Genomic DNA, 21,893 nt, shown 5'->3' with positions numbered 1-21,893 from the left:
GATTCAGATGCCATAAATTCGGTTTCGAAGATATGGTGATTCTTATTGCTTGTGGATTACACAACTTTAGAATCAGTCACAAAATGAGTCATATAACAAATTAATCTATATAATGTCTAATCATGAAAACAAAAACTATATTCTTGAGTGTTGCAACCCTGTTATCCTTGCTGATATCTGAAAAAGCAACCGCACAAATCGGAGAACCTTATATACACGATCCTTCCACCATTATGGAATGCGAAGGCAAATATTACACCTTCGGTACAGGTGGAGGCGGCCTGATCTCCGAGGACGGATGGACGTGGAATAGCGGTGGAGTAAGACCCGGAAGAGGTGCAGCTCCCGATGCCGTGAAAATAGGTGACCGTTACCTGATTGCTTACAGCGCCACCGGAGGAGGTCTTGGGGGCAGTCATCGCGGTACGGTACTTACCATGTGGAACAAGACATTAGACCCTAATTCGCCCGATTTCAAATATACAGAAGCTATTGCTGTCGCTTCGTCCGAAGACAATGAAGACTGTGATGCTATCGATGCCGGACTGTTGCTTGACCCTACTGACGGACGTCTGTGGCTATCTTACGGTACCTACTTCGGTTTTATCCGGCTGGTCGAACTCGACCCTACCACCGGCAAACGAATGGAAGGCAATGAACCTATCAACATCGCTATCGACTGCGAGGCAACCGACCTGATATACCGTAACGGCTGGTACTATTTGCTTGGTACACACGGCACTTGCTGCGATGGTCCTAACTCTACATATAACATCGTAGTAGGTCGCTCACGCAAAGTCACAGGCCCCTACATCGACAATATGGGCAGAGATATGCTGGAAGGAGGCGGAAAGATGGTACTCGCTGCAGGAAACCGCCAGACCGGCCCAGGACACTTCGGGCGTTTCATCGAAACTGACGGAGTAGAAAAGATGTCATGTCATTTTGAAGCCGATTTCGACCGTGGTGGCCGTAGTGTACTTGCCATACGCCCGCTTCTATGGAAAAACGAATGGCCGGTAGCAGGTGAAGTATTCAAGGAAGGTACATACGAAATTGAATCCGAACGTAGAGGATACGCTCTTGAACTTAGTGTTGATTTCGTACGTATGGAAGGAGGCAGACACCGTTTTTGGGAAAAAAGTGACGAACCTATTCTGCCTTTGAAGTCGCAAACTTTAGAAGATGTAATCGACACATGGCCACAAGGTAACATTGATGTAAGAATCGGTGATTATATGTTCCGCCCCCACCAGAAGTGGACAATTACTGCCGTACCCGATGCCGGCGGATATTTAGGAGGACCTTACTACAAAATAGTGATTGAAGGAACCAACCGTGCATTGGCTGCCACAGCAGATGCTGAAGTTACAACTGTAACTGAGTTTACCGGTGCTCCCGAACAACTATGGAAGATAGAACAACTCACTGATGGTACCTACCGTATCATGCCTAAAAAAGTTCCTGGGACAAATGAAGAACTAGTATTAGTGTCCATAGGAGATAGCACTCCATCACTTGGTAAATTCGATATGAACAGCGATAACTCCAAATGGAATTTCCGTAACCATTAAAATAAATTGATTAACACTACAAGCCTAAATACACAAAAACTATAACATAAAAAAAGAGTCTCAGTTATATGGATTCGTATTTGAAACAAATTGTTTTTTATAAATCCATATAACTGAGACTCTCTATATAATAAAAGCTATTTAAAAACTCACATACAGTCTTTCTTTTAATGGAATATATTTCGTATTTTTGCCTGCAACTGCCCAACCGGCGGTTATTCATGAATAGACAACTCCCGAACAAATATGAGCGAAGACTTTGAAGGAACAAAAGATGATTTGGATAAAGAACTCCCGAAGGGGAGCGAAGGGCATTCGGATTATAAACCTGCGGATACCAATGATGCAAACGTCAAGCACCAATTGAGCGGCATGTATCAGAACTGGTTCCTGGATTATGCCTCGTACGTAATCCTGGAACGTGCCGTACCCCACATCATGGACGGACTGAAACCCGTGCAACGGCGTATCCTGCACTCCATGCGGCGTATGGAAGACGGACGCTATAACAAGGTGGCAAACATCGTGGGACACACCATGCAGTTTCACCCGCACGGTGATGCCAGCATCGGTGACGCACTGGTGCAACTCGGCCAGAAGGATTTGCTCATCGACTGCCAGGGAAACTGGGGGAATATTCTTACGGGAGACAGCGCAGCCGCCCCCCGTTACATCGAAGCGCGCCTTTCCAAATTTGCACTCGATGTGGTGTTCAACCCCAAAACAACCGAATGGAAACTGTCGTACGACGGACGAAACAAGGAACCGGTGACGCTGCCCGTCAAATTCCCCTTGCTGCTGGCACAGGGTGTGGAAGGTATTGCCGTGGGGCTTTCTTCCAAAATATTACCGCATAACTTCAACGAACTTTGCGACGCATCCGTAAAATACCTGCATAAGGAAGAATTCAAGCTCTATCCCGATTTCCAGACAGGCGGCAATATTGATGTATCGAAGTACAATGACGGTGAACGCGGTGGAGCCGTACGGGTACGTGCCAAGATTGAAAAGGTGGATAACAAAACACTCGTCATCCGCGAGATACCTTACGGGAAAACAGTGGCCAGTGTCTGTGATTCCATCGTTAAAGCAAGCGAAAAGGGAAAAATCAAGATAAAGAAAGTAGAAGACCTTACTTCCGGAAGCGTGGAGATATTAGTCCATCTCGCACCCGGCGTATCATCGGACAAGACGATTGATGCACTTTACGCCTTTACGGATTGTGAAGTCAGCATCTCGCCCAACTGCTGCGTCATCGACGAGCAGAAACCGCACTTCCTCACCGTAAGCGATGTACTGAAAAAGTCGGTGGACAACACTTTGGCCTTATTGCGCCGGGAACTGGAAATACGCAGGAACGAGATACTGGAAAGCCTGCACTTCTCATCGCTGGAGAAAATATTCATCGAAGAACGTATCTACAAGGATAAGGAATTTGAACAGGCCAAGAACATGGATGCCGCCTGCGAACACATCGACGAGCGTCTGACACCTTATTATCCCACGTTTATCCGCGAGGTGTCCAAAGAGGATATCCTCAAGCTGATGGAGATAAAAATGGCGCGTATCCTCAAGTTCAACTCCGACAAGGCAGAAGAGCTGATTGCCCGCATGAAAGCGGACATCGAGGAGATAGACCGCCACCTGGCAAATATCGTGGAATATACGGTGGACTGGTTCCGCATGCTGAAAGAGAAATACGGCAAAGCCTTCCCGCGCCGTACCGAATTACGCAACTTCGACACCATCGACTCTACCAAAGTGGTGGAAGCCAATGAAAAACTGTACATCAACCGCGAAGAGGGTTTCATCGGTACCGGCCTGAAGAAAGATGAATTCATAGCCAACTGCTCCGACCTCGATGATGTTATCATCTTCTTCCGCGACGGACGTTACATCATCACTCCGGTAGCAGACAAGAAATTCGTAGGCAAGAACATACTCTATGCCAATGTCTTCAAGAAGAACGACAAACGTACCATCTACAACGTTGTTTACCGCGACGGGAAAGAAGGCACGCATTATATCAAGCGTTTCGCCGTGACTTCCGTAGTGCGCGACCGCGAATACGACGTGACACAGGGCACACCCGACTCACGCATCGTGTATTTCACAGCCAATCCCAACGGTGAGGCCGAAATCATCAAGGTGACGCTCAAGCCCAATCCGCGCATACGCCGCATTATCTTCGAAGAAGATTTCAGCCAGATAAACATCAAAGGACGTCAGGCCATGGGTAATATACTTACCCGTAACCCGGTTCATAAGATAGCCCTGAAGCAGCGCGGCGGTTCCACATTGGGCGGACGCAAAGTATGGTTCGACCAAGATGTCCTGCGCCTCAACTACGACAGCCGCGGAGAATACCTCGGTGAGTTCCAAAGCGACGAGCAAATCCTGATAGTGCTGAACAACGGAGAGTTCTACACCAGCAATTTCGATGTGAACAACCACTACGAAGACAATATACGGGTATTGGAGAAATATGACCCGAACAAGGTGTGGACGGCAGTCCTTTATGATGCCGACCAGCAGGGGTATCCGTACATCAAGCGATTCTGCTTTGAAGCAAGCAGCCGCAAGCAGAACTACCTGGGCGAAAACAAGAATAACCGCCTCATCCTGCTGACCGATGAATACTATCCCCGACTGGAAGTCGTATTCGGCGGGCATGACAAATTCCGCGAACCGCTGGTGGTCGATGCGGACGAATTTATTGCCGTAAAAGGTTTCAAGGCGAAAGGCAAGCGACTGACTACCTATACGCTGGATACTATCAACGAGTTAGAACCTACCCGCCAGCCGGAAACCCCGCAAATCCCGGAAAGCAAGAATGAGGAAGAACCCGAAATTCTGGACCCGGACCACGGAAAGAGTGAAAGCGACATACTGGACGAGCTGACCGGACAAATGAAATTGTTCTCCGATAATGATGACAGTAAGGAACATGAAACTACCTAAACCGATAATACCGGTTATCTGTACGGTACTGCTGTTATGCAGCAGTGCCATGCAGGCACAGCTTCCCGCCACAGCGGAAGGTTTGGAACAGAGCCGCCTCGTAACTCGCGCCACCATGTACGGCGTAGGTCTTACGAATGTATTCGACACTTATCTGTCTCCCCAGGAATACACCGGAATTGATTTCCGCGTCTCGCGCGAAAGCATGCGCATGACCAGATGGATGGATGGCAGGCTCTCCCTGCAGAGTTTCTTTCAGGCCGATTTGGGATATACCCGCAACAAAGCGGATAACAACAATACATTCTCCGCACTGGCAAACTGGAACTACGGCCTGCACTACAACTTCCCCATTACAGGCAATTTCAAGTTGCTCGCCGGCGGTCTTGCCGACCTGAACGGCGGTTTTGTCTACAACCTGCGCAATACCAACAATCCGGCATCGGCACGCGCCTATATCAATCTGGACGTATCGGGCATGGCCATCTGGAACTTACGCATAAAGAACTATCCGCTGACACTGCGCTACCAGGTCAATCTGCCGTTAATGGGCGTTATGTTCTCACCGCACTACGGGCAATCCTATTACGAAATCTTCTCGTTGGGCAACAGCAGCGGAGTGGTGAAATTCACCTCATTGCACAACCAGCCGTCACTGCGGCAAATGCTTACGGCAGACTTTCCGGTGGGACGTGCCAAAATGCGTTTCGCCTATATATGGGACGCGCAGCAGTCACACGTGAACGATATAAAGACACACACCTACTCGCACGTATTCATGGTGGGATTCGTGAAGGAACTGTATTTATTGAAAAACAAGAGAAAGAAATAAAGAAGCGGAGTGATAAATGAAGAATGACAAGATGGTAAGGTTTCTGAAAAATATAATGGTTCTGATTGCCGTGCTTCCTTTGCTGGGCAGTTGCATCCGCGAAGACGAAGTTGCCAATTCTCCGCAGGGAAACTTTGAGGCCCTCTGGAAAATTATCGACGAGCAGTACTGCTTCCTGGAATACAAACAGATAGACTGGGATGCCATACACGACGAATACAGCAGGCTGATTACCGGCAGCATGAGTAGCGAAGGCCTGTTTGAAGTGTTGGGAAATATGTTAAACGAACTGCAGGACGGACATGTAAACTTAGCTTCCGCCCACAATGTTTCGTATTACGATGCCTGGTATCAGGACTATCCGCGCAACTTCCGCGAAGACATTGTGGAAGACTTCTATCTGGGCAAGGCGAGTACCGACTACCGCACTGCCGCAGGTATCAAGTACAAGATATTCAAAGACAACATCGGCTATATGCGTTACGAGAGTTTTTCTTCGGGCATAGGCAACGGAAACCTGGATGAGATACTCTCCTATCTTGCTCCATGCAGCGGACTTATCATTGACGTACGCAACAATGGCGGCGGCAACGTAACCAACTCCGAACGCATCGCCGCCCGTTTCACCAACGAGAAAGTGCTGACCGGGTATATCCGCCACAAAACCGGCAAGGGACATAATGATTTCTCCGAACCTTACCCCATAGAACTGGAACCCAGCAACAGCATACGTTGGCAAAAGAAAACAGTAGTGCTGACCAACCGCCGCTCCTACAGCGCAACCAACGATTTCGTCAATCAGATGAGCTGTCTGCCCAATGTCACTATCATGGGTGACAAAACCGGTGGCGGCTCCGGCATGCCTTTCACTTCCGAACTGCCTAACGGATGGACAGTACGCTTCTCCGCCAGCCCACATTTCAACGCCGACATGGAGCAGATAGAATGGGGAATAGAGCCCGACATCAAAATCAATATGGACGAAACGGATGAAGCAAAGCATATAGACACTATCATCGAAAAAGCCCGGGCTTTCCTTAAAGGGGAATGGGCTCCGGCAGTCAGCAAATAACTTTCTTTGCACTTTTACTTGTAAAACCAAGAAAACTTCTTATCTTTGCACCGCTTAACGGGAAAATCCCTTGCGGGTGTGGCGTAATTGGCAGCCGCGCCAGACTTAGGATCTGGTGCCGTGAGGCGTGTAGGTTCGAGTCCTATCACCCGCACACACATACAGTCTTTTATAGACAAAAACCCACTAAAACTGCAATTTTAGTGGGTTTTTTATTGCTTATACCAAGGCACTACGAAAAAAACAGACACCGTTTCGGTGACCTTTTCGGTGACATGGCTTACTTCTTCCCTTCAGTGTTCTCTTTTGGTTGAGAAAGGGAAGAGGCACTGAAAACATGGCACCACTGTATTGCCGGATTACGATTACAGGACAAAGAGACAAACCTCATCATCGAACGGACTGCGAAGCGCCCGAAGAAACCTTCCGGATTATGTTAAAAACCGGAGATATACAAAACGCCCAAATCTTTTTTGCATTCCGATTGTTTCAGAGGAGACAATCAAGTTAGTTATCCACTAAAAATTTATGCAATGAAGAAAAAACCTAAACATTCTATGGAGAAAGCCTTCTGGCTGAAAAATCTATTTCTGATAGCATGTTTGCTCTTTACGGCAACTTCCGGTTTCTCTCAAAACAAGACAGTGACCGGTACGGTGACCGACGCTACGGGCGAACCGCTCATCGGAGCATCCGTGCTGCAACAAGGCACTTCCAACGGTGTCATTACGGACATTGACGGAAAGTATTCCATCCAAGTACCGCCCGAAGCCACTTTGGAGTTTTCCTACGTAGGCATGGTAAAGCAAGCCGTCAAAGTAGGTAACCGGAGTGTTATCGACGTGCAGATGAACGACGATTCGCAGATGCTTGCCGAAACGGTCGTCATCGGTTACGGCAGCGCCAAGAAACGCGACCTCACCGGGTCTATCACCAACATCAAAGGCGATGAGATTGCCAACAAGCCCGTAGTCAACCCGGTAGCCGCCCTGCAGGGAAAGATAGCCGGCGTACAGGTTATCAATTCCGGCAAGGCAGGAGCAGATCCTGAAATACGCGTGCGCGGTACAAACTCCATTAACGGCTACAAACCGCTGTATGTAGTAGACGGCCTGTTCAATGACAACATAAACTTCCTCAATCCGCAGGACATCGAGTCCATGGAAATCCTGAAAGACCCGTCGTCCCTCGCCATCTTCGGCGTGCGCGGCGCCAACGGTGTCATCATCATCACCACCAAGAAAGCCAAAGAAGGACAGACGCGCGTCAATATCAACGGCTCGTTCGGCTTCAAGCGTGTAACGGACAAGATTGCAATGGTCGACGCCGCCGGGTTCAAGGAACTCTACAACGAACAGTTGAGAAATGAAGGCAATCCCGAATTTGATTTCACCCCGTGGACGGGAAATACCGACTGGCAGGATGAAATCTTCCAGACCGGATTCATCACCAACAACAATGTCAGCATCACGGGCGCTTCCGCCAGACACAGCTTCTACCTCGGCGCCGGTTATGCCTACGAACAAGGCAATATCAAGCACGAGAAGTATAGCAAAGTCACACTGAACATAAGCAACGACTATAAAGTTACGGATAACTTCAAAGTAGGCTTCCAGTTCAACGGCGCACGCATACTGCCCGCCGATACAAAAAGTGTGGCAACAGCTCTCCGCGCAGCCCCGGTAGCCCCCGTATACAATGCCGAATACGGCTTGTACACCACCCTGCCCGGCTTCCAGAAAGCGCAGATGAACAACCCTATGGTCGATGTGGACTTGAAAGCAAATACCACCCGTGCGGAAAACTACCGCGCATCGGGCAATGTATACGGCCAATGGGACTTCCTGAAAAACTTCCAGTTCAAAGTAATGTACTCCATGGACTATGCTTCCAACAGCAGCCGCACCTACACGCCTGTTATCAACGTATTCGACAGCAGCGTGGAAGGCAATGTTGTGACCCTCGGCAACGGTAAGACCGGCGTGAAACAGTCCAAGGAAACCGAAGCCAAAGTACAAAGCGACTACCTGCTGACCTACACCAATACCTGGGGCGACCACAGCCTGACCGCCACCGCCGGCTTCACCACCTATTACAACAAGCTGGAGATGCTGGGCGGAGAACGTACGCAGGGCGTAGGCCTGATTATCCCCGATAATCCCGACAAGTGGTACATCAGCATCGGCGATGCGGCAACAGCCACCAACGAAAGCAAGCAATGGGAGCGCAGTACCGTATCCATGCTGGGACGTGTGCTCTATAACTACAAAGGCAGATACCTGTTCAACGGTTCGTTCCGCCGCGACGGTTCTTCCGCATTCTCCTACACCGGAAACCAGTGGCAGAATTTCTACTCCGTCGGCGCAGGCTGGCTGATGTCCGAAGAGGAGTTCATGAAAGACATCACCTGGCTGGACATGTTGAAGCTGAAAGGCTCGTGGGGTACGCTCGGCAATCAGAATCTGGACAAGGCCTATCCTGCCGAACCGTTGCTCACCAATGCCTATTCCGCCGTATTCGGCAAGCCGTCCGCCATCTATCCGGGCTACCAGTTGTCCTACCTGCCCAATCCCCATCTCCGCTGGGAAAAGGTGGAAGCCTGGGAAGCGGGCGCAGAAGCCAACTTCTTCCGCAACCGCCTGCACTTCGAGGGTGTATATTACAAGAAAACCACCAAAGACCTGCTGGCGGAAGTTCCGGGCATCTCCGGCACGGTGCCGGGCATCGGCAACCTCGGTTCCATAGAGAACAAAGGCGTGGAACTCGCCATCGACTGGCGCGACCGGATTGGCGACTGGGGCTATAGCGCAGGCTTCAACCTCACTACCATCAAGAACAAGGTATTGAGCCTTGTACAGGAGGGTTACTCGATTATCGCAGGCGACAAGAGCCAGAGTTACACAATGGCCGGCTATCCTATCGGCTACTTCTACGGTTACAAGGTAGAGGGCGTGTACCAGACGGACGAAGAAATAGCCCGGTCGCCCAAGAATACCCTGGCCACCGTGACTCCGGGCGACCTGAAATTCAAGGACGTGAACGGTGACGGTGAAATCACCACTGCCGACCGTACCCTGATAGGCGACCCTACCCCGAATGTCACTTACGGCATCGCCCTCGGCGTAAGCTATAAGAACTGGGAGCTCGGCATCGACATGATGGGACAAGGCGGTAACCAGATATTCCGTACCTGGGACAACTACAACTGGAGCCAGTTCAACTTCATGGAACAACGCATGGACCGCTGGCACGGACCGGGCACAAGCAATACCCAACCCTTGCTCAACACGAAGCATACCATCAACAATATGAATTCCGAGTACTACATCGAAGACGGCAGCTTCTTCCGCATCCGCAACGTACAGTTGGCGTATAACTTCGACAAGACCCTGATATCCAGAATCGGCATGCAGGCCCTGAAGCTCTACGTCAACATCCAAAACCTGAAAACCTGGAAACACAATACCGGTTACACTCCCGAACTGGGCGGCACGGCCATTGCTTTCGGCGTAGACGACGGCAGCTATCCGATGCCTGCCATTTATACATTCGGCTTTAATCTGACATTCTAAAAACAATTCACCGCAGAGTACACAACCCGGTGTCTGCTGCGATGAACCAAAAAATAATAATCATGAAACTGAAACATAAGATTCTAACTCTGATAGCAGGTACACTCACCACCTTTGCCCTGACATCCTGCAACGACTTCCTCGACCGCGACCCGCTGGGGCAGTTCACCGAAGACGATGCTCCCAACGCCCTTATCGGCGGAAAGATGTACAACGTATATTACCTGATGCGCAGCTATAACATCACTGCCGGAATACCCGCCTTCATGATACACATGGTACGCAGCGAGGACTCCGAAAAAGGCAGCGATGCCGGCGACGGCGCCGACCAGGCAGCCATGTGGGACGATTTCCAGTATACAGCCTCCAACGGTACGCTCAGTGCCTATTGGGGACAGAACTATAAAATCATCTACCAGTGCAACGAAATCCTCGACGACCTGGAAAACAGCGGAAACAAGGATGATTTGGAGAACGTACGTACCAAAGGCGAAGCCCTGTTCTTCCGCGCCTACTGCTACTTCAACCTTGTACGTGCCTGGGGAGAAGTGCCGCTGGTAACATTCAAAGTGAAAGAAGCATCCGACGCCAACGTGCCCAAAGCAGCTGTGAACGAGATATACGAACAGATAGACAAGGACCTGACCGAAGCCGAGAAATGCCTGCCGCTGACATGGACTTCCGAGTATACCGGACGCATCACCTGGGGAGCCGTCCGCTCACTGCATGCCCGTACCTACATGATGCGCAACGACTGGGACAATATGTACGACGCTTCCACCGAAGTCATCAAATCCGGCCTCTACAACCTGAACACGCCCGTAGATAAAGTCTTCACCGTTGAGGGCGAGAACTGCGGCGAAAGCGTGTTCGAACTGCAATGCGAATCGACCGATGCCCTGAAAAACAGTGATGTCATCGGAAGTCAGTTCTGCCAGGTACAAGGCGTGCGCGGCGCAGGCGATTGGGACCTCGGTTGGGGCTGGCATATGGGTACTGCGCTGTTAGGCGGGGCATTTGAGCCCGGTGACCCCCGCAAAGATGCCACCCTGCTTTATTTCCGCCGGAGCATCAACGACCCTGTCACTCCGGAAAATACCAACAAGCCTTACGGTGAATCTCCCGTATCCACCGCTATGGGGGCTTACTTCAACAAAAAGGCGTATACCGAACCCGAACTGCGTAAGAAATATACCAAAGACGGTTTTTGGGTAAACATCCGCATTATCCGCTACCCGGACGTATTGCTGATGGCTGCCGAAGCCGCCAACGAGAAAGGTATTCCGGGAGAGGCTATCGATTATCTGGAGCAGGTCCGCGCCCATGCACGCGGTGCGGACAGCAGCATACTGTCCAAAGTCACGTCTACTGACCAAAGCACACTGCGCGATGCCATTCGCCACGAACGCCGCGTTGAGTTGGCATTGGAACCCGACCGTTTCTACGACCTCGTGCGCTGGGGCATTGCCAAAGAGGTGCTTCAAGCCGCCGGAAAGAACTATCAGGACAAGAATGCCTTGCTGCCATTGCCGCAAGAAGAAATTGACAAATCGAACGGGGTGCTGAAACAGAATCCTGATTATTAACGATAATTAGTGATTAGTGGTTAGTGATTAATACCATACGACATGATAATGCACCTAAGGCTGAAAGCTTTTTATCTACAAGGTTAGGACAAATGATTTATACACAATAATTTTTCCTTTATAGGGTGTATGTTAATCATCTGTAATATGAAAGTGTGTCAAAACTAATATTCGCTTACTATTGGTTTCTTTTTAGGTACAGATTAAACAGAAAACACAGATTTTCTTTATTCTTTTTCCGTGAAATCCGTGTAATCCGTGCCTAAAAGAAATCGTCAAGTGTATTTTGACACATCTCTCTCGAAGATAAAAGCCTTTCCGGCTTTCACTTAGAAAGACCTATATGCATTATCCATGCTTAAAAAGTATCTATAAAAGCATATGCAAAAACGTGTGTAAAGAACCGTATTAGAAAATACAGATTAAAAGAAACATATTATGAAGAAACTTTTCAAAAGAACCGGTCTGCTACTTGCAGCCGCCTTTATAGGCACCGCCGCCATGCAGGCGCAAAAATCTCCTCAAGACATGGACCGCTTTATCGATGCCCTGATGAAGCGAATGACCGTAGAGGAGAAAATAGGGCAATTGAACCTGCCCGTTACCGGTGAAATCACTACCGGGCAAGCCAAAAGCAGTGACGTAGCCAAGAAAATCGAGCAAGGACTCGTCGGCGGACTTTTCAACCTGAAAGGAGTGGACAAGATACGCGACGTGCAAAAGCTGGCAGTGGAAAACTCCCGTCTGGGCATTCCCCTGCTCTTCGGCATGGATGTGATACACGGTTACGAAACCATCTTCCCCATCCCTCTGGGGCTTTCCTGCACCTGGAATATGGCAGCCATTCGGGAATCCGCACGTATTGCCGCCATCGAAGCCAGTGCCGACGGCATCTCCTGGACATTCAGTCCGATGGTGGACATCAGCCGCGACCCGCGTTGGGGACGTGTCAGCGAAGGCAGTGGCGAAGACCCTTTCCTTGGCGGAGCAATTGCCAAAGCGATGGTATACGGTTATCAGGGAGCCAACCTCTCCGACCAGCTCAAGCGCAACGATGAAATCCTTGCCTGCGTCAAGCACTTCGCCCTCTACGGGGCAGGCGAAGCGGGCCGTGACTACAACACGGTAGACATGAGCCGCAACCGCATGTTCAACGAATATATGTACCCCTATGAGGCCGCCGTAGAGGCAGGTGTGGGCAGTGTAATGGCGTCCTTCAACGAGATAGACGGCGTACCTGCCACAGCCAACAAATGGCTGATGACCGATGTGCTTCGCAAGCAATGGGGCTTCAACGGCTTTGTAGTGACCGACTTTACCGGCATATCCGAGATGACAGAACATGGCATCGGCGACCTGCAAGCAGTTTCCGCACGTGCCCTCAATGCCGGGGTAGATATGGATATGGTGAGCGAAGGATTTGTGGGCACGCTCAAAAAGTCTGTCATGTCGGGCAAGGTAAGTATGAAGACCCTCGACACGGCCTGCCGCCGCATCCTCGAAACCAAGTACAAGCTGGGCCTCTTTGACAATCCCTACAAATACTGCGACCCGAAGCGTCCCGCACGCGACATCTTCACCAGAGAGCACCGCGCCGCCGCACGCCGCATTTCCGCCGAGAGCTTCGTATTGCTGAAGAACGACAGCATCGGGCTACATCCCGGCTCTCTGCCCCAACCGCTTCTCCCGCTGAAAAAAGAAGGAACCGTAGCCGTTATCGGTCCCTTGGGCAACACACGCAGCAATATGCCCGGCACATGGAGCGTAGCCGCACGCCTCAACGACTATCCGTCCTTGTATGAGGGACTGAAAGAGATGATGTCCGGCAAAGTGAACGTCACATACGCCAAAGGCAGCAACCTCATCGGCGACGCCGCCTACGAAGAACGCGCCACCATGTTCGGCCGCTCCCTGAACCGGGACAACCATACGGACAAGGAACTGCTGGACGAAGCCCTGAAAACAGCCGCCGGTGCAGACGTTATCATAGCCGCACTCGGCGAATCTTCCGAAATGAGCGGCGAAAGCTCCAGCCGTACCAACCTCGACCTGCCCGATGTGCAGCGCTCGCTGCTGGAAGCCCTGCTGAAGACGGGCAAGCCCGTAGTGCTCACCCTCTTCACCGGACGTCCGCTGACGCTGACCTGGGAGCAGGCGAACGTACCCGCCATACTGAACGTATGGTTTGGCGGAAGCGAAGCCGCCTATGCCATTGGCGACGTATTGTTCGGAGATGTCAACCCCAGCGGAAAGCTGACGATGACTTTCCCGAAGAATGTAGGGCAAATACCTCTGTTCTACAACCACAAGAATACCGGACGCCCGCTGCAGGCAGGCAAATGGTTCGAGAAGTTCCGCAGCAACTACCTGGATGTGGACAACGAGCCGCTCTATCCCTTTGGATACGGCTTGTCCTACACCACTTTCCGGTACAGTGACATTGCTCTGAGTACCCCGTCGATGGGACAGGACGGTTCCATAACCGCCGCAGTCACCGTTACCAACACCGGCAAACGGGACGGAGCCGAAGTCGTACAGCTATACATCCGCGACCTTGTAGGAAGCATCACCCGCCCCGTGCGTGAATTGAAGGGCTTCGAAAAAATCTTCCTGCACGCCGGCGAAAGCAAGACCGTTTCCTTCAAGATTACTCCGGAGCTGCTACGCTTCTATGATTACGACCTGAACCACGTAGCCGAACCTGGAGATTTCGACCTCTTCATCGGTGGAAGCAGTCAGGCCGCCAGGACGGCTCGTATTACCTTGAAGTAAACCCGCGGTTTCGCCTGAGGATACTGACAGTTTCGCCAAAGGAAACGCGCAGTTCCCTCAGGGGAAACTGAAATTTCCCACTAAGGAAACGGAAGTTTCTCCCTAAGGGAACGGGCGTTTCCTTACAGGGAAACAGAATTCTCCCAACAGTATATAAATCATTGCACGTAAAACAGTATGAAATCAGTAAACCTATATATCCCGCTTCTCCTGCTATTGTTCCTTGCAGGAGCCTGCGGTACAAAGAAATCCGACGGTGCATCCGGAGCATTGAGCGACGACGCCCTGCTGGACACCGTACAACGCCGGACCTTCAATTACTTCTGGGACGGAGCCGAACCCAACAGCGGACTGGCACGCGAACGCATCCACATGGATGGCGTATATCCCGAAAACGACCAAAACGTAGTGACATCCGGCGGCAGCGGTTTCGGCATCATGGCAGTGCTTGCCGGTATCCACCGGGGCTACGTCACCCGTGAAGAAGGCCTGGCACGTATGGAACGCATCGTTTCTTTCCTCGAAACCGCCGACCGCTTTCACGGTGCCTACCCTCATTGGTGGTATGGCGATACGGGGCGGGTAAAGCCTTTCGGACAAAAAGACAATGGCGGCGACCTCGTAGAAACCGCTTTCATCATGCAGGCTCTCCTTGCGGTACACCAATACTATGCAGGCGGCAATCCGCAAGAGAAAGCCCTCGCCGCCCGCATCGACAAGCTATGGCGGGAGGTAGACTGGAACTTCTACCGCCAGGGCGACCAAAACGTGCTCTACTGGCATTGGAGCCCCGAATACGGTTGGGAGATGGACTTCCCCGTGCACGGCTACAACGAATGCCTCATCATGTACATCCTTGCCGCCGCCTCGCCTACGCATGGCGTGCCTACCGCCGTATACCACGAAGGCTGGGCGCAGAACGGCGCCATCGTCAGTCCGCATAAGGTAGAGGGCATCGAACTGCATCTGCGGTATCAGGGCACGGAAGCCGGTCCTCTGTTCTGGGCGCAATACTCGTTCCTGGGACTCGACCCCAACGGGCTGAAAGACGAGTATTGCCCCGGTTACTTCGGCGAAATGTGTAACCTCACGCTTGTGAACCGCGCCTACTGCATCCGTAACCCCAAACATTACAAAGGCTTCGGACCGGACTGCTGGGGACTGACCGCCAGCTACTCCACAGACGGGTATGCCGCCCACTCGCCCAACGAGCGCGACGACCGGGGAGTCATCGCTCCCACCGCCGCCCTTTCGTCCATCGTATATACACCGGAGTATTCGCTGCAAGTGATGCGCCACCTTTACGACATGGGCGACAAGGTGTTCGGCCCTTACGGATTCTACGATGCTTTCAGCGAAACGGACAACTGGTATCCGCAACGTTATCTTGCCATCGACCAGGGGCCGATAGCCGTCATGATTGAGAATTACCGCAGCGGACTGCTCTGGAAACTCTTCATGAGCCATCCGGACGTACAGCAGGGATTGCGGAAGTTAGGATTCCAATTGAGTTCTGACACCCCCATTTCCGCTTCATAGCCGGGATTGCGATCCTACTGAACGCTATTGCCGCCTCCACCGCCCTTTACATCATCATTGCTGATGGAACGGGCGGCTTTCTTAACGCTGGCTTTCAGCTCACCGATACGGTAACTGACACTGATGCCGAAGCGCTGGCGGCTGTACTTGCTCCAGCTCTCCTGCGTAAAACCAACGCCTTCGAGCGTATTGGTATTGTCCATATACTTCTTAAAGAAGTTGCTGGCAAAAGCAGAGAGGGTCAGACGTTTGTCGAAGAAAGACTTGTTTACGCTCAAGCCGTAATCGAAGTAACTGCTCCCTTTACCCTGTAACATTACCCAGGGAGTCTGGCCGAACACGTTCAGACTGATGCGCCAGTCATGGGGCAGGGTTTGTTGCGCACCCCCGTAGGCAAAAAGATTCCAACCGTCGTTTTTAAGGCCGTTGGCTCCTTCCATATATGAATAGTTACCGTAGATATTGGCATAGATACGGGTATTGGATGTAGCATTCCAGTTGATATAACCGCTAAGACTCGCATTCTTGGTTTTTCCTATGTTCTGATAAGTGGAGTAAAGCACCTCTTTGCCGGTAGTCTCTTTCAAACCCTCAATCTCGGTATCGGGAACCATTTCGGAGATTTGCTCGATGCTGTTGTTGGTAAACGAATAGCGGAGCGATAGGTTGACGTTGAACTTCTGCGTAAAATTGCTGTAACTCAGATTGAAGGCATGGCTTTTCTCACTATCCAGATTGGGGTTTCCTTGCGTAATATTGGTAGGATTACTATCATTCAGGTAGGGATTCAGATACCAGATGCCCGGACGGTAGATACGCATGTTATAACCCAAACGCAAGTTGGACATATCCGTCAGCTTCCAGCCGATGCTGGCGGAAGGAACTACATCGTCGAAATCCTTCTTGAAGTTATCGCCTTTGCCTAAAAGATACTTCACATTCTGTATGGTATGCTCGTAGCGTACGCCCAGCCTGCCGGAGAGCTTCTTCACTTTCAAGGAATAACCGGCATAGGCAGCCAGAATATCATTCAGGTGTTTGTAGTGGGAACTATGGTCTTCATCGAATTCATAATCGGTCTGCTGCCCTGCGGCGCGCTGAAAACGGTCGTCCTCGGCAGTATTGTTGCGAAGGATGTATTTAACTCCGGTTTCTACTGTGTGCATCTTGCCGATGGGAGTCGTATAATCTGCCTGTAAGGTGTGCTCCGTAGTGCTTTGCGAACCGTCATTATGCTGGTCGAGCATGCGCTTCATAAAATCCTGCCAGTCCGGGGCCACATTGTCCATATCATACTCATAACCGGAATAGGAATCCGAGGTCTGCGGGCGGGTATTAATCTTATACGAGAACGTGAGCATGCGTTCCTTTACGGGAAACAGACGCTGGTAGTCGATACCGCCGTCAATGGAATACCAGGAACTTTTACTGTGACTATTGGAGACATAGCTGTACAGTTCGTTGGCAGTACCGGGGAAGGTGGCCAGCGTATTGGTCGCTCCGTCGCTCTTGTTCTTGCCGCCCCAAAGCCCGAAGGACATGGTTACCAGCCGCAATGTGTCGATTTCATAGCTGGCTTCCATACTACCTGACTGGAAAGAACCGTCTCCCTTGCTTGTCCCGCTGTAATCCAGGTCGGACGAACTGCTGTCCGTTTCGCCGACGGTACGCCGATTGCCACCGGAGTAGCTGCGGGGCTGGTTGTTATAGTTATAATTATAACGGGCGCTGAAAGTCAGTTTGCCGCTTTTTATCGTACCGAATACACCCCCACCGGCGCCACGGTTACTGACATTGCCGCTGAACGTAGCCGTATACCCTTCCAGTCCGCCGCCTACGGTAACAATGTTCAGGATACCCCCGACACCTTCCGCATCGTACTTTGCACTGGGATTGGTAATTACCTCTATGTGTTTGATGGAGTTGGCAGGCATACTTTTCAGGACTTCCGTAGGATTATTACTCATCATGTTGTTGGGCTTGCCGTTGACATACACCTTGAAACTGCTGCTGCCGTTCACTTTGATGTTGTCTTCGCCGTCCACCGTTACAAGGGGTACTTTGCGCAGCATCTCAAGAACAGAGTTCGACTTGGAATCGGGGTCGTCCTGCACGTTATATTCTATCTTGTCGATATCTGCCTTTACCAACGGCTTCTGGGCTACAATCTCCACCTGTCCCAACTCATTGGAAGCATCTGTAATATACATGGTACCGAAGTCCACCGACTTTTCTCCCGGTTTTACGGAGAAGTTCTTCACAATGCTGTTCCGTCCCACCGAAGAAATTGTCATAATGAAGTTGCCTTTATTACCGGGTACTTTCTCCTGGAAGTGTCCCTTCATATCCGTCACCAGCATTTTCAACGCATGTTCCGGCGCTTCTTTCTTAACTATTTTGATTGTAGCGTACGGCTCGCCTTCTTTAGTAAGAGAATCGAGTAAGATACCCTTAATCTGAAAGGAGGAGTTTGCCGCATTCTGTGCAGTTGCCCAAACGGGTATTAACAATACCGCCAGCAACATGGCCCATCTGTTTTTCATGGTGTTTCCCTGTTTAAATCTATACCTTGTCTGTTTTTTCGTAGCAGATAGTATCTACTGTCACAACGAATTAGGCAAAAATAGGGCATTCTTCGGCATTTATCGGAACACCGGAGTTAAAAAAAGCGAAAAGCACATTGATTTACAGAAAGTAAAAAAACAACAGCAGGAACACATTGGCGGCAATGACACAACCGAAGCCCCTCAACACCCACGAACGCAACGGACTCTTCTTGCCGGAGAAGAACAATGCATAACACATATTCACGGCAATGTTGCTTACTATCGCCTGCATGCTGCAAGCCGTTATCAATGAAACAGGCACATTGCCCGTACCCTGCAGAAGATTCAAGATGAACGGAGTGATGTCGCTGAAGCCGGAAACAAAGGAGAGCAGAGTCAACCCGCCCTCGCCGGCGTATATCAACGTATAATGGGTAGCGATTGTAAACACCACAAAAAGCACGGCAAAAATAAGCGCCACCTTAAACTCTAGCGGATTGCTGCCATCCTCGTCTTCATCGACCGTTTCCGACATGGCAGGACGCTTCCACCGGGAATGCAGGAACCATGCCGTCCCGGCAGCAACGGCAGACATTATCAGCAAATACGGATAAATGGCTGTCAAAGCCCCTACACTGAATATTCCTATCAGGATAAGAAACCGCAAGAACATCATGCTGACCGCCAACAGCATCGCCGCCACATATTCGGGTGCTTCCTGGGCGGATACTTTCCGACTTTTGCGCGCCAGTACGGATATGGTGGCAGTGCTGCTGTACAACCCGCCTACAATGCCGGATACCAGAATACCGGACTCACGGAATACGTATCTTTTCAGCAGATAAGAAAGATAGGAGATGCCCGAAACCACCACCGTAGCCAGCCATATACTGTAAGGCGTGAGGTTGATGCCCGGTATCAGATTGTCGTCAGGCAACATCGGGAGGATGATACCGCTGATGGCAAGGAACTTGGCAAGCGTAATCATTTCGTCGTTCTTCATCCGCTGTGCCAGTTCGGTAAACGTATGTTTCAGCTCCGTAAAGAGCAATACGGTCACAATTACCATTACATAGAACCAGGAGGGCTGCGTAGCAACGATAGGTGCAATGCAATACGTAATGAGCGCAATGACAATGGTAGTGACCCCGAACACATGAAACTGCGCCTGCTTGACGTAATAGTTCAAGGCAAGCAGCAACCCCAGGACAGCCCCGCCACCCATAAACAGGCGATAGTCCATCGGGTCGAGAATATAGAGGAGATAGCCCAGAATGCCGATAAAGGTGAAAGTACGGTCCGTACCGAACAAGGTCGTCTCTCCTTCGCGCTTCAGACTGATACGCCTCAGGGAAAGACCTATAAGCAAAGAAAACACCGTCACCAGGATAAAAGTGACGAGTTCTTCCGGCAGGTATTGGTACAGTTTCTCCATATACGAATCAACAATTACGGGGCGTAATTAGTTTACTTCCATTCCTTGAACGGATGCTTCATCAGTTGCGAATTGTAATAACGGATATCTCCCGTCACTTCCTGCCCGATAAAGTCCGGCTTCTCAAAAGGCTCGTTCTCCGAGGCAAGCTCCACTTCGGCAACTACCAGTCCCTCATTCTCACCGTAGAACTCATCTACCTCAAAAACATGGTTTCCACTGCGTATCAGGTAACGGGTTTTATCAATAACACCCGGCTCGCACAGCTTCATCAAGTCCTCGGCTTCATTCAGAGGAATTTCTTTTTCCCATTCGTAACGGCTGATACCGGATGCATCGGATGCTCCCTTAATGGTGAGATACCCCTGCCCGCCACGTATGCGTACCCGCACCGTCCGTCCGCGCGCACTGCTGATATATCCCTGAATGATACGGCTCTGTGAGTATGCTTGCGACTTGTATTCTCCTTTTACGAGAAATTTCCGTTCTATCTCTTGCGGCATATTTATCTTCTGAATCAGCCTAAGAAGGAATAGCCCACCAGCATGGCAACTACCAATACCAAAGCGGCAACTCCGATAATCAGCAATACTTTCCTGGCTTGTTGTTCTTCTTTCCGGCTGTGCATTACTTTCTTTTTACTCTTTCCCATGGTGTTTCTATAGTTTAAAGTTCAACGATAAACAAAGTAAAAGGAAATTCGGGAAGTTTGCAAGCATTTATAAAAGAAAAAAGAAAGGAATGTGTCAAAACAAAAAAACGTTTGTTATTTGTTTCTTTATCAGACACGGGATTACACGGAGTTCACCGAAAAAGAATAAAGCAAATCTGCGAAATCCGTGCAATCCCGTGCCTATAGAAAGGAAAACAGAAAGGACTAAATGTTATCTCCGCCTGCAAATTCCATCAGGTAGGCCTTGACGAAACCGTCTATCTTACCGTCCATTACCCCGTTTACATCCGAAGTCTGGAAATTGGTACGGTGGTCTTTCACGCGGCGGTCGTCGAACACGTAACTGCGGATTTGCGAACCCCACTCAATCTTCTTCTTGCCGGCTTCCACCTTTGCCTGTTCCGCCATACGATGTTGGAGTTCCTTGTCGTACAGAATGGAACGCAACTGACGCATTGCATTCTCCCGGTTCTTGGGCTGGTCGCGCGTTTCGGTATTCTCAATCAGGATTTCCTCTTCCTCGCCAGTGTAAGGGTCTTTGAACTGATAGCGCAAACGCACGCCGGACTCCACCTTATTTACGTTCTGTCCGCCCGCGCCGCTGGAACGGAAAGTATCCCACGAGATACGCGCCTGTTCGATGTTCACCTCAATCGTATCGTCCACCAGCGGAGTGACGAAAACGGATGCGAAAGAAGTCATACGCTTGCCCTGAGCATTATAGGGAGATACGCGCACCAAACGGTGGACACCGTTCTCGCCTTTCAGATAGCCGTAGGCATAATCGCCCGATATTTCAATGGTACAGGTCTTGATTCCGGCCTCATCACCTTCCTGCAAGTTGGAAATAGTTGCCTTATATCCGTGTGTTTCGGCATATCGCAGATACATACGCATCAGCATGCTCGCCCAGTCCTGGCTCTCCGTGCCGCCGGCTCCCGAATTTATTTTCAGTACACAATCCATCTGGTCGGCTTCCTCACGAAGCATATTCTTGAGCTCAAGGGCCTCTACGGCAGCGGATGCCTTTGCATAGGCCTCATCCACTTCCTCTTCCGTTACCAGTTCATCCTTGTAGAAATCGAATGCAAGCTGCAGCTCATCCGCCATAACCTTGACTTCATTGTAGCCGGAAATCCATTGCTGCAAGCCTTTCACTTTCTTCATCTGAGCTTCGGCGGCTTTCTGGTCATCCCAGAACCCCGGAGCCTGCGTGCGCAATTGCTCCTCTTCCACTTGTATTTTTTTTCCTTCGATGTCCAGATAGCGGTTCAACGCTTCGGTACGTTCCTTGATATCTTTCAGTTGTTCAATGGTAATCATATACTTTC

The 21,893-nt window shown here is 50.5% G+C and carries 13 protein-coding genes and 1 tRNA gene; 9 read left to right on the top strand and 5 right to left on the bottom strand.

What is annotated here, in order from left to right:
- Window positions 1–122: 122 nt before the first annotated feature.
- The 9 genes from H8S52_RS04855 (at window position 123) to H8S52_RS04815 (ending at window position 15,908) form a co-directional block, all read left to right on the top strand.
- Complete coding sequence (locus H8S52_RS04855; RefSeq protein ID WP_186909395.1) at window positions 123–1,574, top strand: family 43 glycosylhydrolase; 1,452 nt, start codon at window positions 123–125, stop codon at window positions 1,572–1,574.
- Window positions 1,575–1,820: 246 nt separating this feature from the next.
- Window positions 1,821–4,535: a DNA gyrase/topoisomerase IV subunit A gene (locus H8S52_RS04850; protein WP_005656178.1), complete on the top strand. Its 2,715-nt coding sequence runs from the start codon at window positions 1,821–1,823 to the stop codon at window positions 4,533–4,535.
- Window positions 4,522–5,367 (top strand): DUF3316 domain-containing protein, encoded by an 846-nt coding sequence (locus H8S52_RS04845; RefSeq protein ID WP_022103997.1) that lies wholly within the window; start codon window positions 4,522–4,524, stop codon window positions 5,365–5,367. The genes H8S52_RS04850 and H8S52_RS04845 overlap by 14 nt, the downstream gene beginning before the upstream one ends.
- A gap of 16 nt (window positions 5,368–5,383) precedes the next feature.
- Window positions 5,384–6,439 (top strand): S41 family peptidase, encoded by a 1,056-nt coding sequence (locus H8S52_RS04840; RefSeq protein ID WP_186909394.1) that lies wholly within the window; start codon window positions 5,384–5,386, stop codon window positions 6,437–6,439.
- A 72-nt stretch (window positions 6,440–6,511) separates the two neighbouring features.
- Window positions 6,512–6,593 (top strand) — tRNA-Leu (locus H8S52_RS04835).
- 379 nt (window positions 6,594–6,972) lie between these two features.
- Window positions 6,973–10,011, top strand: a complete 3,039-nt coding sequence (locus H8S52_RS04830; protein WP_186909393.1) for a TonB-dependent receptor — start codon at window positions 6,973–6,975, stop codon at window positions 10,009–10,011.
- Between the two features lie 62 nt (window positions 10,012–10,073).
- Window positions 10,074–11,597 (top strand): RagB/SusD family nutrient uptake outer membrane protein, encoded by a 1,524-nt coding sequence (locus H8S52_RS04825; RefSeq protein WP_186909392.1) that lies wholly within the window; start codon window positions 10,074–10,076, stop codon window positions 11,595–11,597.
- A 438-nt stretch (window positions 11,598–12,035) separates the two neighbouring features.
- On the top strand, window positions 12,036–14,369 hold the full coding sequence (gene bglX / locus H8S52_RS04820; protein WP_186909391.1) for a beta-glucosidase BglX: 2,334 nt from the start codon (window positions 12,036–12,038) through the stop codon (window positions 14,367–14,369).
- Between the two features lie 177 nt (window positions 14,370–14,546).
- Window positions 14,547–15,908, top strand: a complete 1,362-nt coding sequence (locus H8S52_RS04815; protein ID WP_186909390.1) for a glucoamylase family protein — start codon at window positions 14,547–14,549, stop codon at window positions 15,906–15,908.
- Between the two features lie 14 nt (window positions 15,909–15,922).
- Here H8S52_RS04815 and H8S52_RS04810 read toward each other — a convergent pair whose 3' ends face one another.
- The 5 genes from H8S52_RS04810 to prfB form a co-directional block, all read right to left on the bottom strand.
- On the bottom strand, window positions 15,923–18,451 hold the full coding sequence (locus H8S52_RS04810; protein ID WP_186909389.1) for a TonB-dependent receptor domain-containing protein: 2,529 nt from the start codon (window positions 18,449–18,451) through the stop codon (window positions 15,923–15,925).
- Between the two features lie 142 nt (window positions 18,452–18,593).
- Window positions 18,594–19,889: a DUF4010 domain-containing protein gene (locus H8S52_RS04805; protein ID WP_117984525.1), complete on the bottom strand. Its 1,296-nt coding sequence runs from the start codon at window positions 19,887–19,889 to the stop codon at window positions 18,594–18,596.
- A 32-nt stretch (window positions 19,890–19,921) separates the two neighbouring features.
- On the bottom strand, window positions 19,922–20,392 hold the full coding sequence (locus tag H8S52_RS04800) for a CYTH domain-containing protein (RefSeq protein WP_186909388.1): 471 nt from the start codon (window positions 20,390–20,392) through the stop codon (window positions 19,922–19,924).
- Between the two features lie 14 nt (window positions 20,393–20,406).
- Complete coding sequence (locus H8S52_RS19905) at window positions 20,407–20,541, bottom strand: hypothetical protein (protein ID WP_016661106.1); 135 nt, start codon at window positions 20,539–20,541, stop codon at window positions 20,407–20,409.
- 225 nt (window positions 20,542–20,766) lie between these two features.
- A complete protein-coding gene (prfB, locus tag H8S52_RS04795; RefSeq protein ID WP_016661105.1) occupies window positions 20,767–21,885 on the bottom strand; it encodes a peptide chain release factor 2 in 1,119 nt (372 codons plus the stop codon).
- Window positions 21,886–21,893: the final 8 nt, after the last annotated feature.

This window comes from Bacteroides sp. NSJ-48 (genome assembly GCF_014287405.1).
Lineage (GTDB): Bacteria > Bacteroidota > Bacteroidia > Bacteroidales > Bacteroidaceae > Bacteroides > Bacteroides stercoris.
The sequence above is the reverse complement of the archived record's forward strand: the minus strand, read 5'-3'. Positions and strand labels throughout refer to the sequence as shown.

What these genes read in the sequence shown, in the direction of transcription:
- H8S52_RS04825 (WP_186909392.1), top strand. Translation starts at nt 10,074, where the DNA reads ATGAAACTGAAACATAAGATTCTAACTCTGATAGCAGGTACACTCACC.
- H8S52_RS19905 (WP_016661106.1), bottom strand. Translation starts at nt 20,541, where the DNA reads ATGGGAAAGAGTAAAAAGAAAGTAATGCACAGCCGGAAAGAAGAACAA.
- H8S52_RS04815 (WP_186909390.1), top strand. Translation starts at nt 14,547, where the DNA reads ATGAAATCAGTAAACCTATATATCCCGCTTCTCCTGCTATTGTTCCTT.
- H8S52_RS04845 (WP_022103997.1), top strand. Translation starts at nt 4,522, where the DNA reads ATGAAACTACCTAAACCGATAATACCGGTTATCTGTACGGTACTGCTG.
- H8S52_RS04800 (WP_186909388.1), bottom strand. Translation starts at nt 20,392, where the DNA reads ATGCCGCAAGAGATAGAACGGAAATTTCTCGTAAAAGGAGAATACAAG.
- H8S52_RS04830 (WP_186909393.1), top strand. Translation starts at nt 6,973, where the DNA reads ATGAAGAAAAAACCTAAACATTCTATGGAGAAAGCCTTCTGGCTGAAA.
- prfB (WP_016661105.1), bottom strand. Translation starts at nt 21,885, where the DNA reads ATGATTACCATTGAACAACTGAAAGATATCAAGGAACGTACCGAAGCG.
- H8S52_RS04805 (WP_117984525.1), bottom strand. Translation starts at nt 19,889, where the DNA reads ATGGAGAAACTGTACCAATACCTGCCGGAAGAACTCGTCACTTTTATC.
- bglX (WP_186909391.1), top strand. Translation starts at nt 12,036, where the DNA reads ATGAAGAAACTTTTCAAAAGAACCGGTCTGCTACTTGCAGCCGCCTTT.
- H8S52_RS04810 (WP_186909389.1), bottom strand. Translation starts at nt 18,451, where the DNA reads ATGAAAAACAGATGGGCCATGTTGCTGGCGGTATTGTTAATACCCGTT.
- H8S52_RS04840 (WP_186909394.1), top strand. Translation starts at nt 5,384, where the DNA reads ATGAAGAATGACAAGATGGTAAGGTTTCTGAAAAATATAATGGTTCTG.
- H8S52_RS04855 (WP_186909395.1), top strand. Translation starts at nt 123, where the DNA reads ATGAAAACAAAAACTATATTCTTGAGTGTTGCAACCCTGTTATCCTTG.
- H8S52_RS04850 (WP_005656178.1), top strand. Translation starts at nt 1,821, where the DNA reads ATGAGCGAAGACTTTGAAGGAACAAAAGATGATTTGGATAAAGAACTC.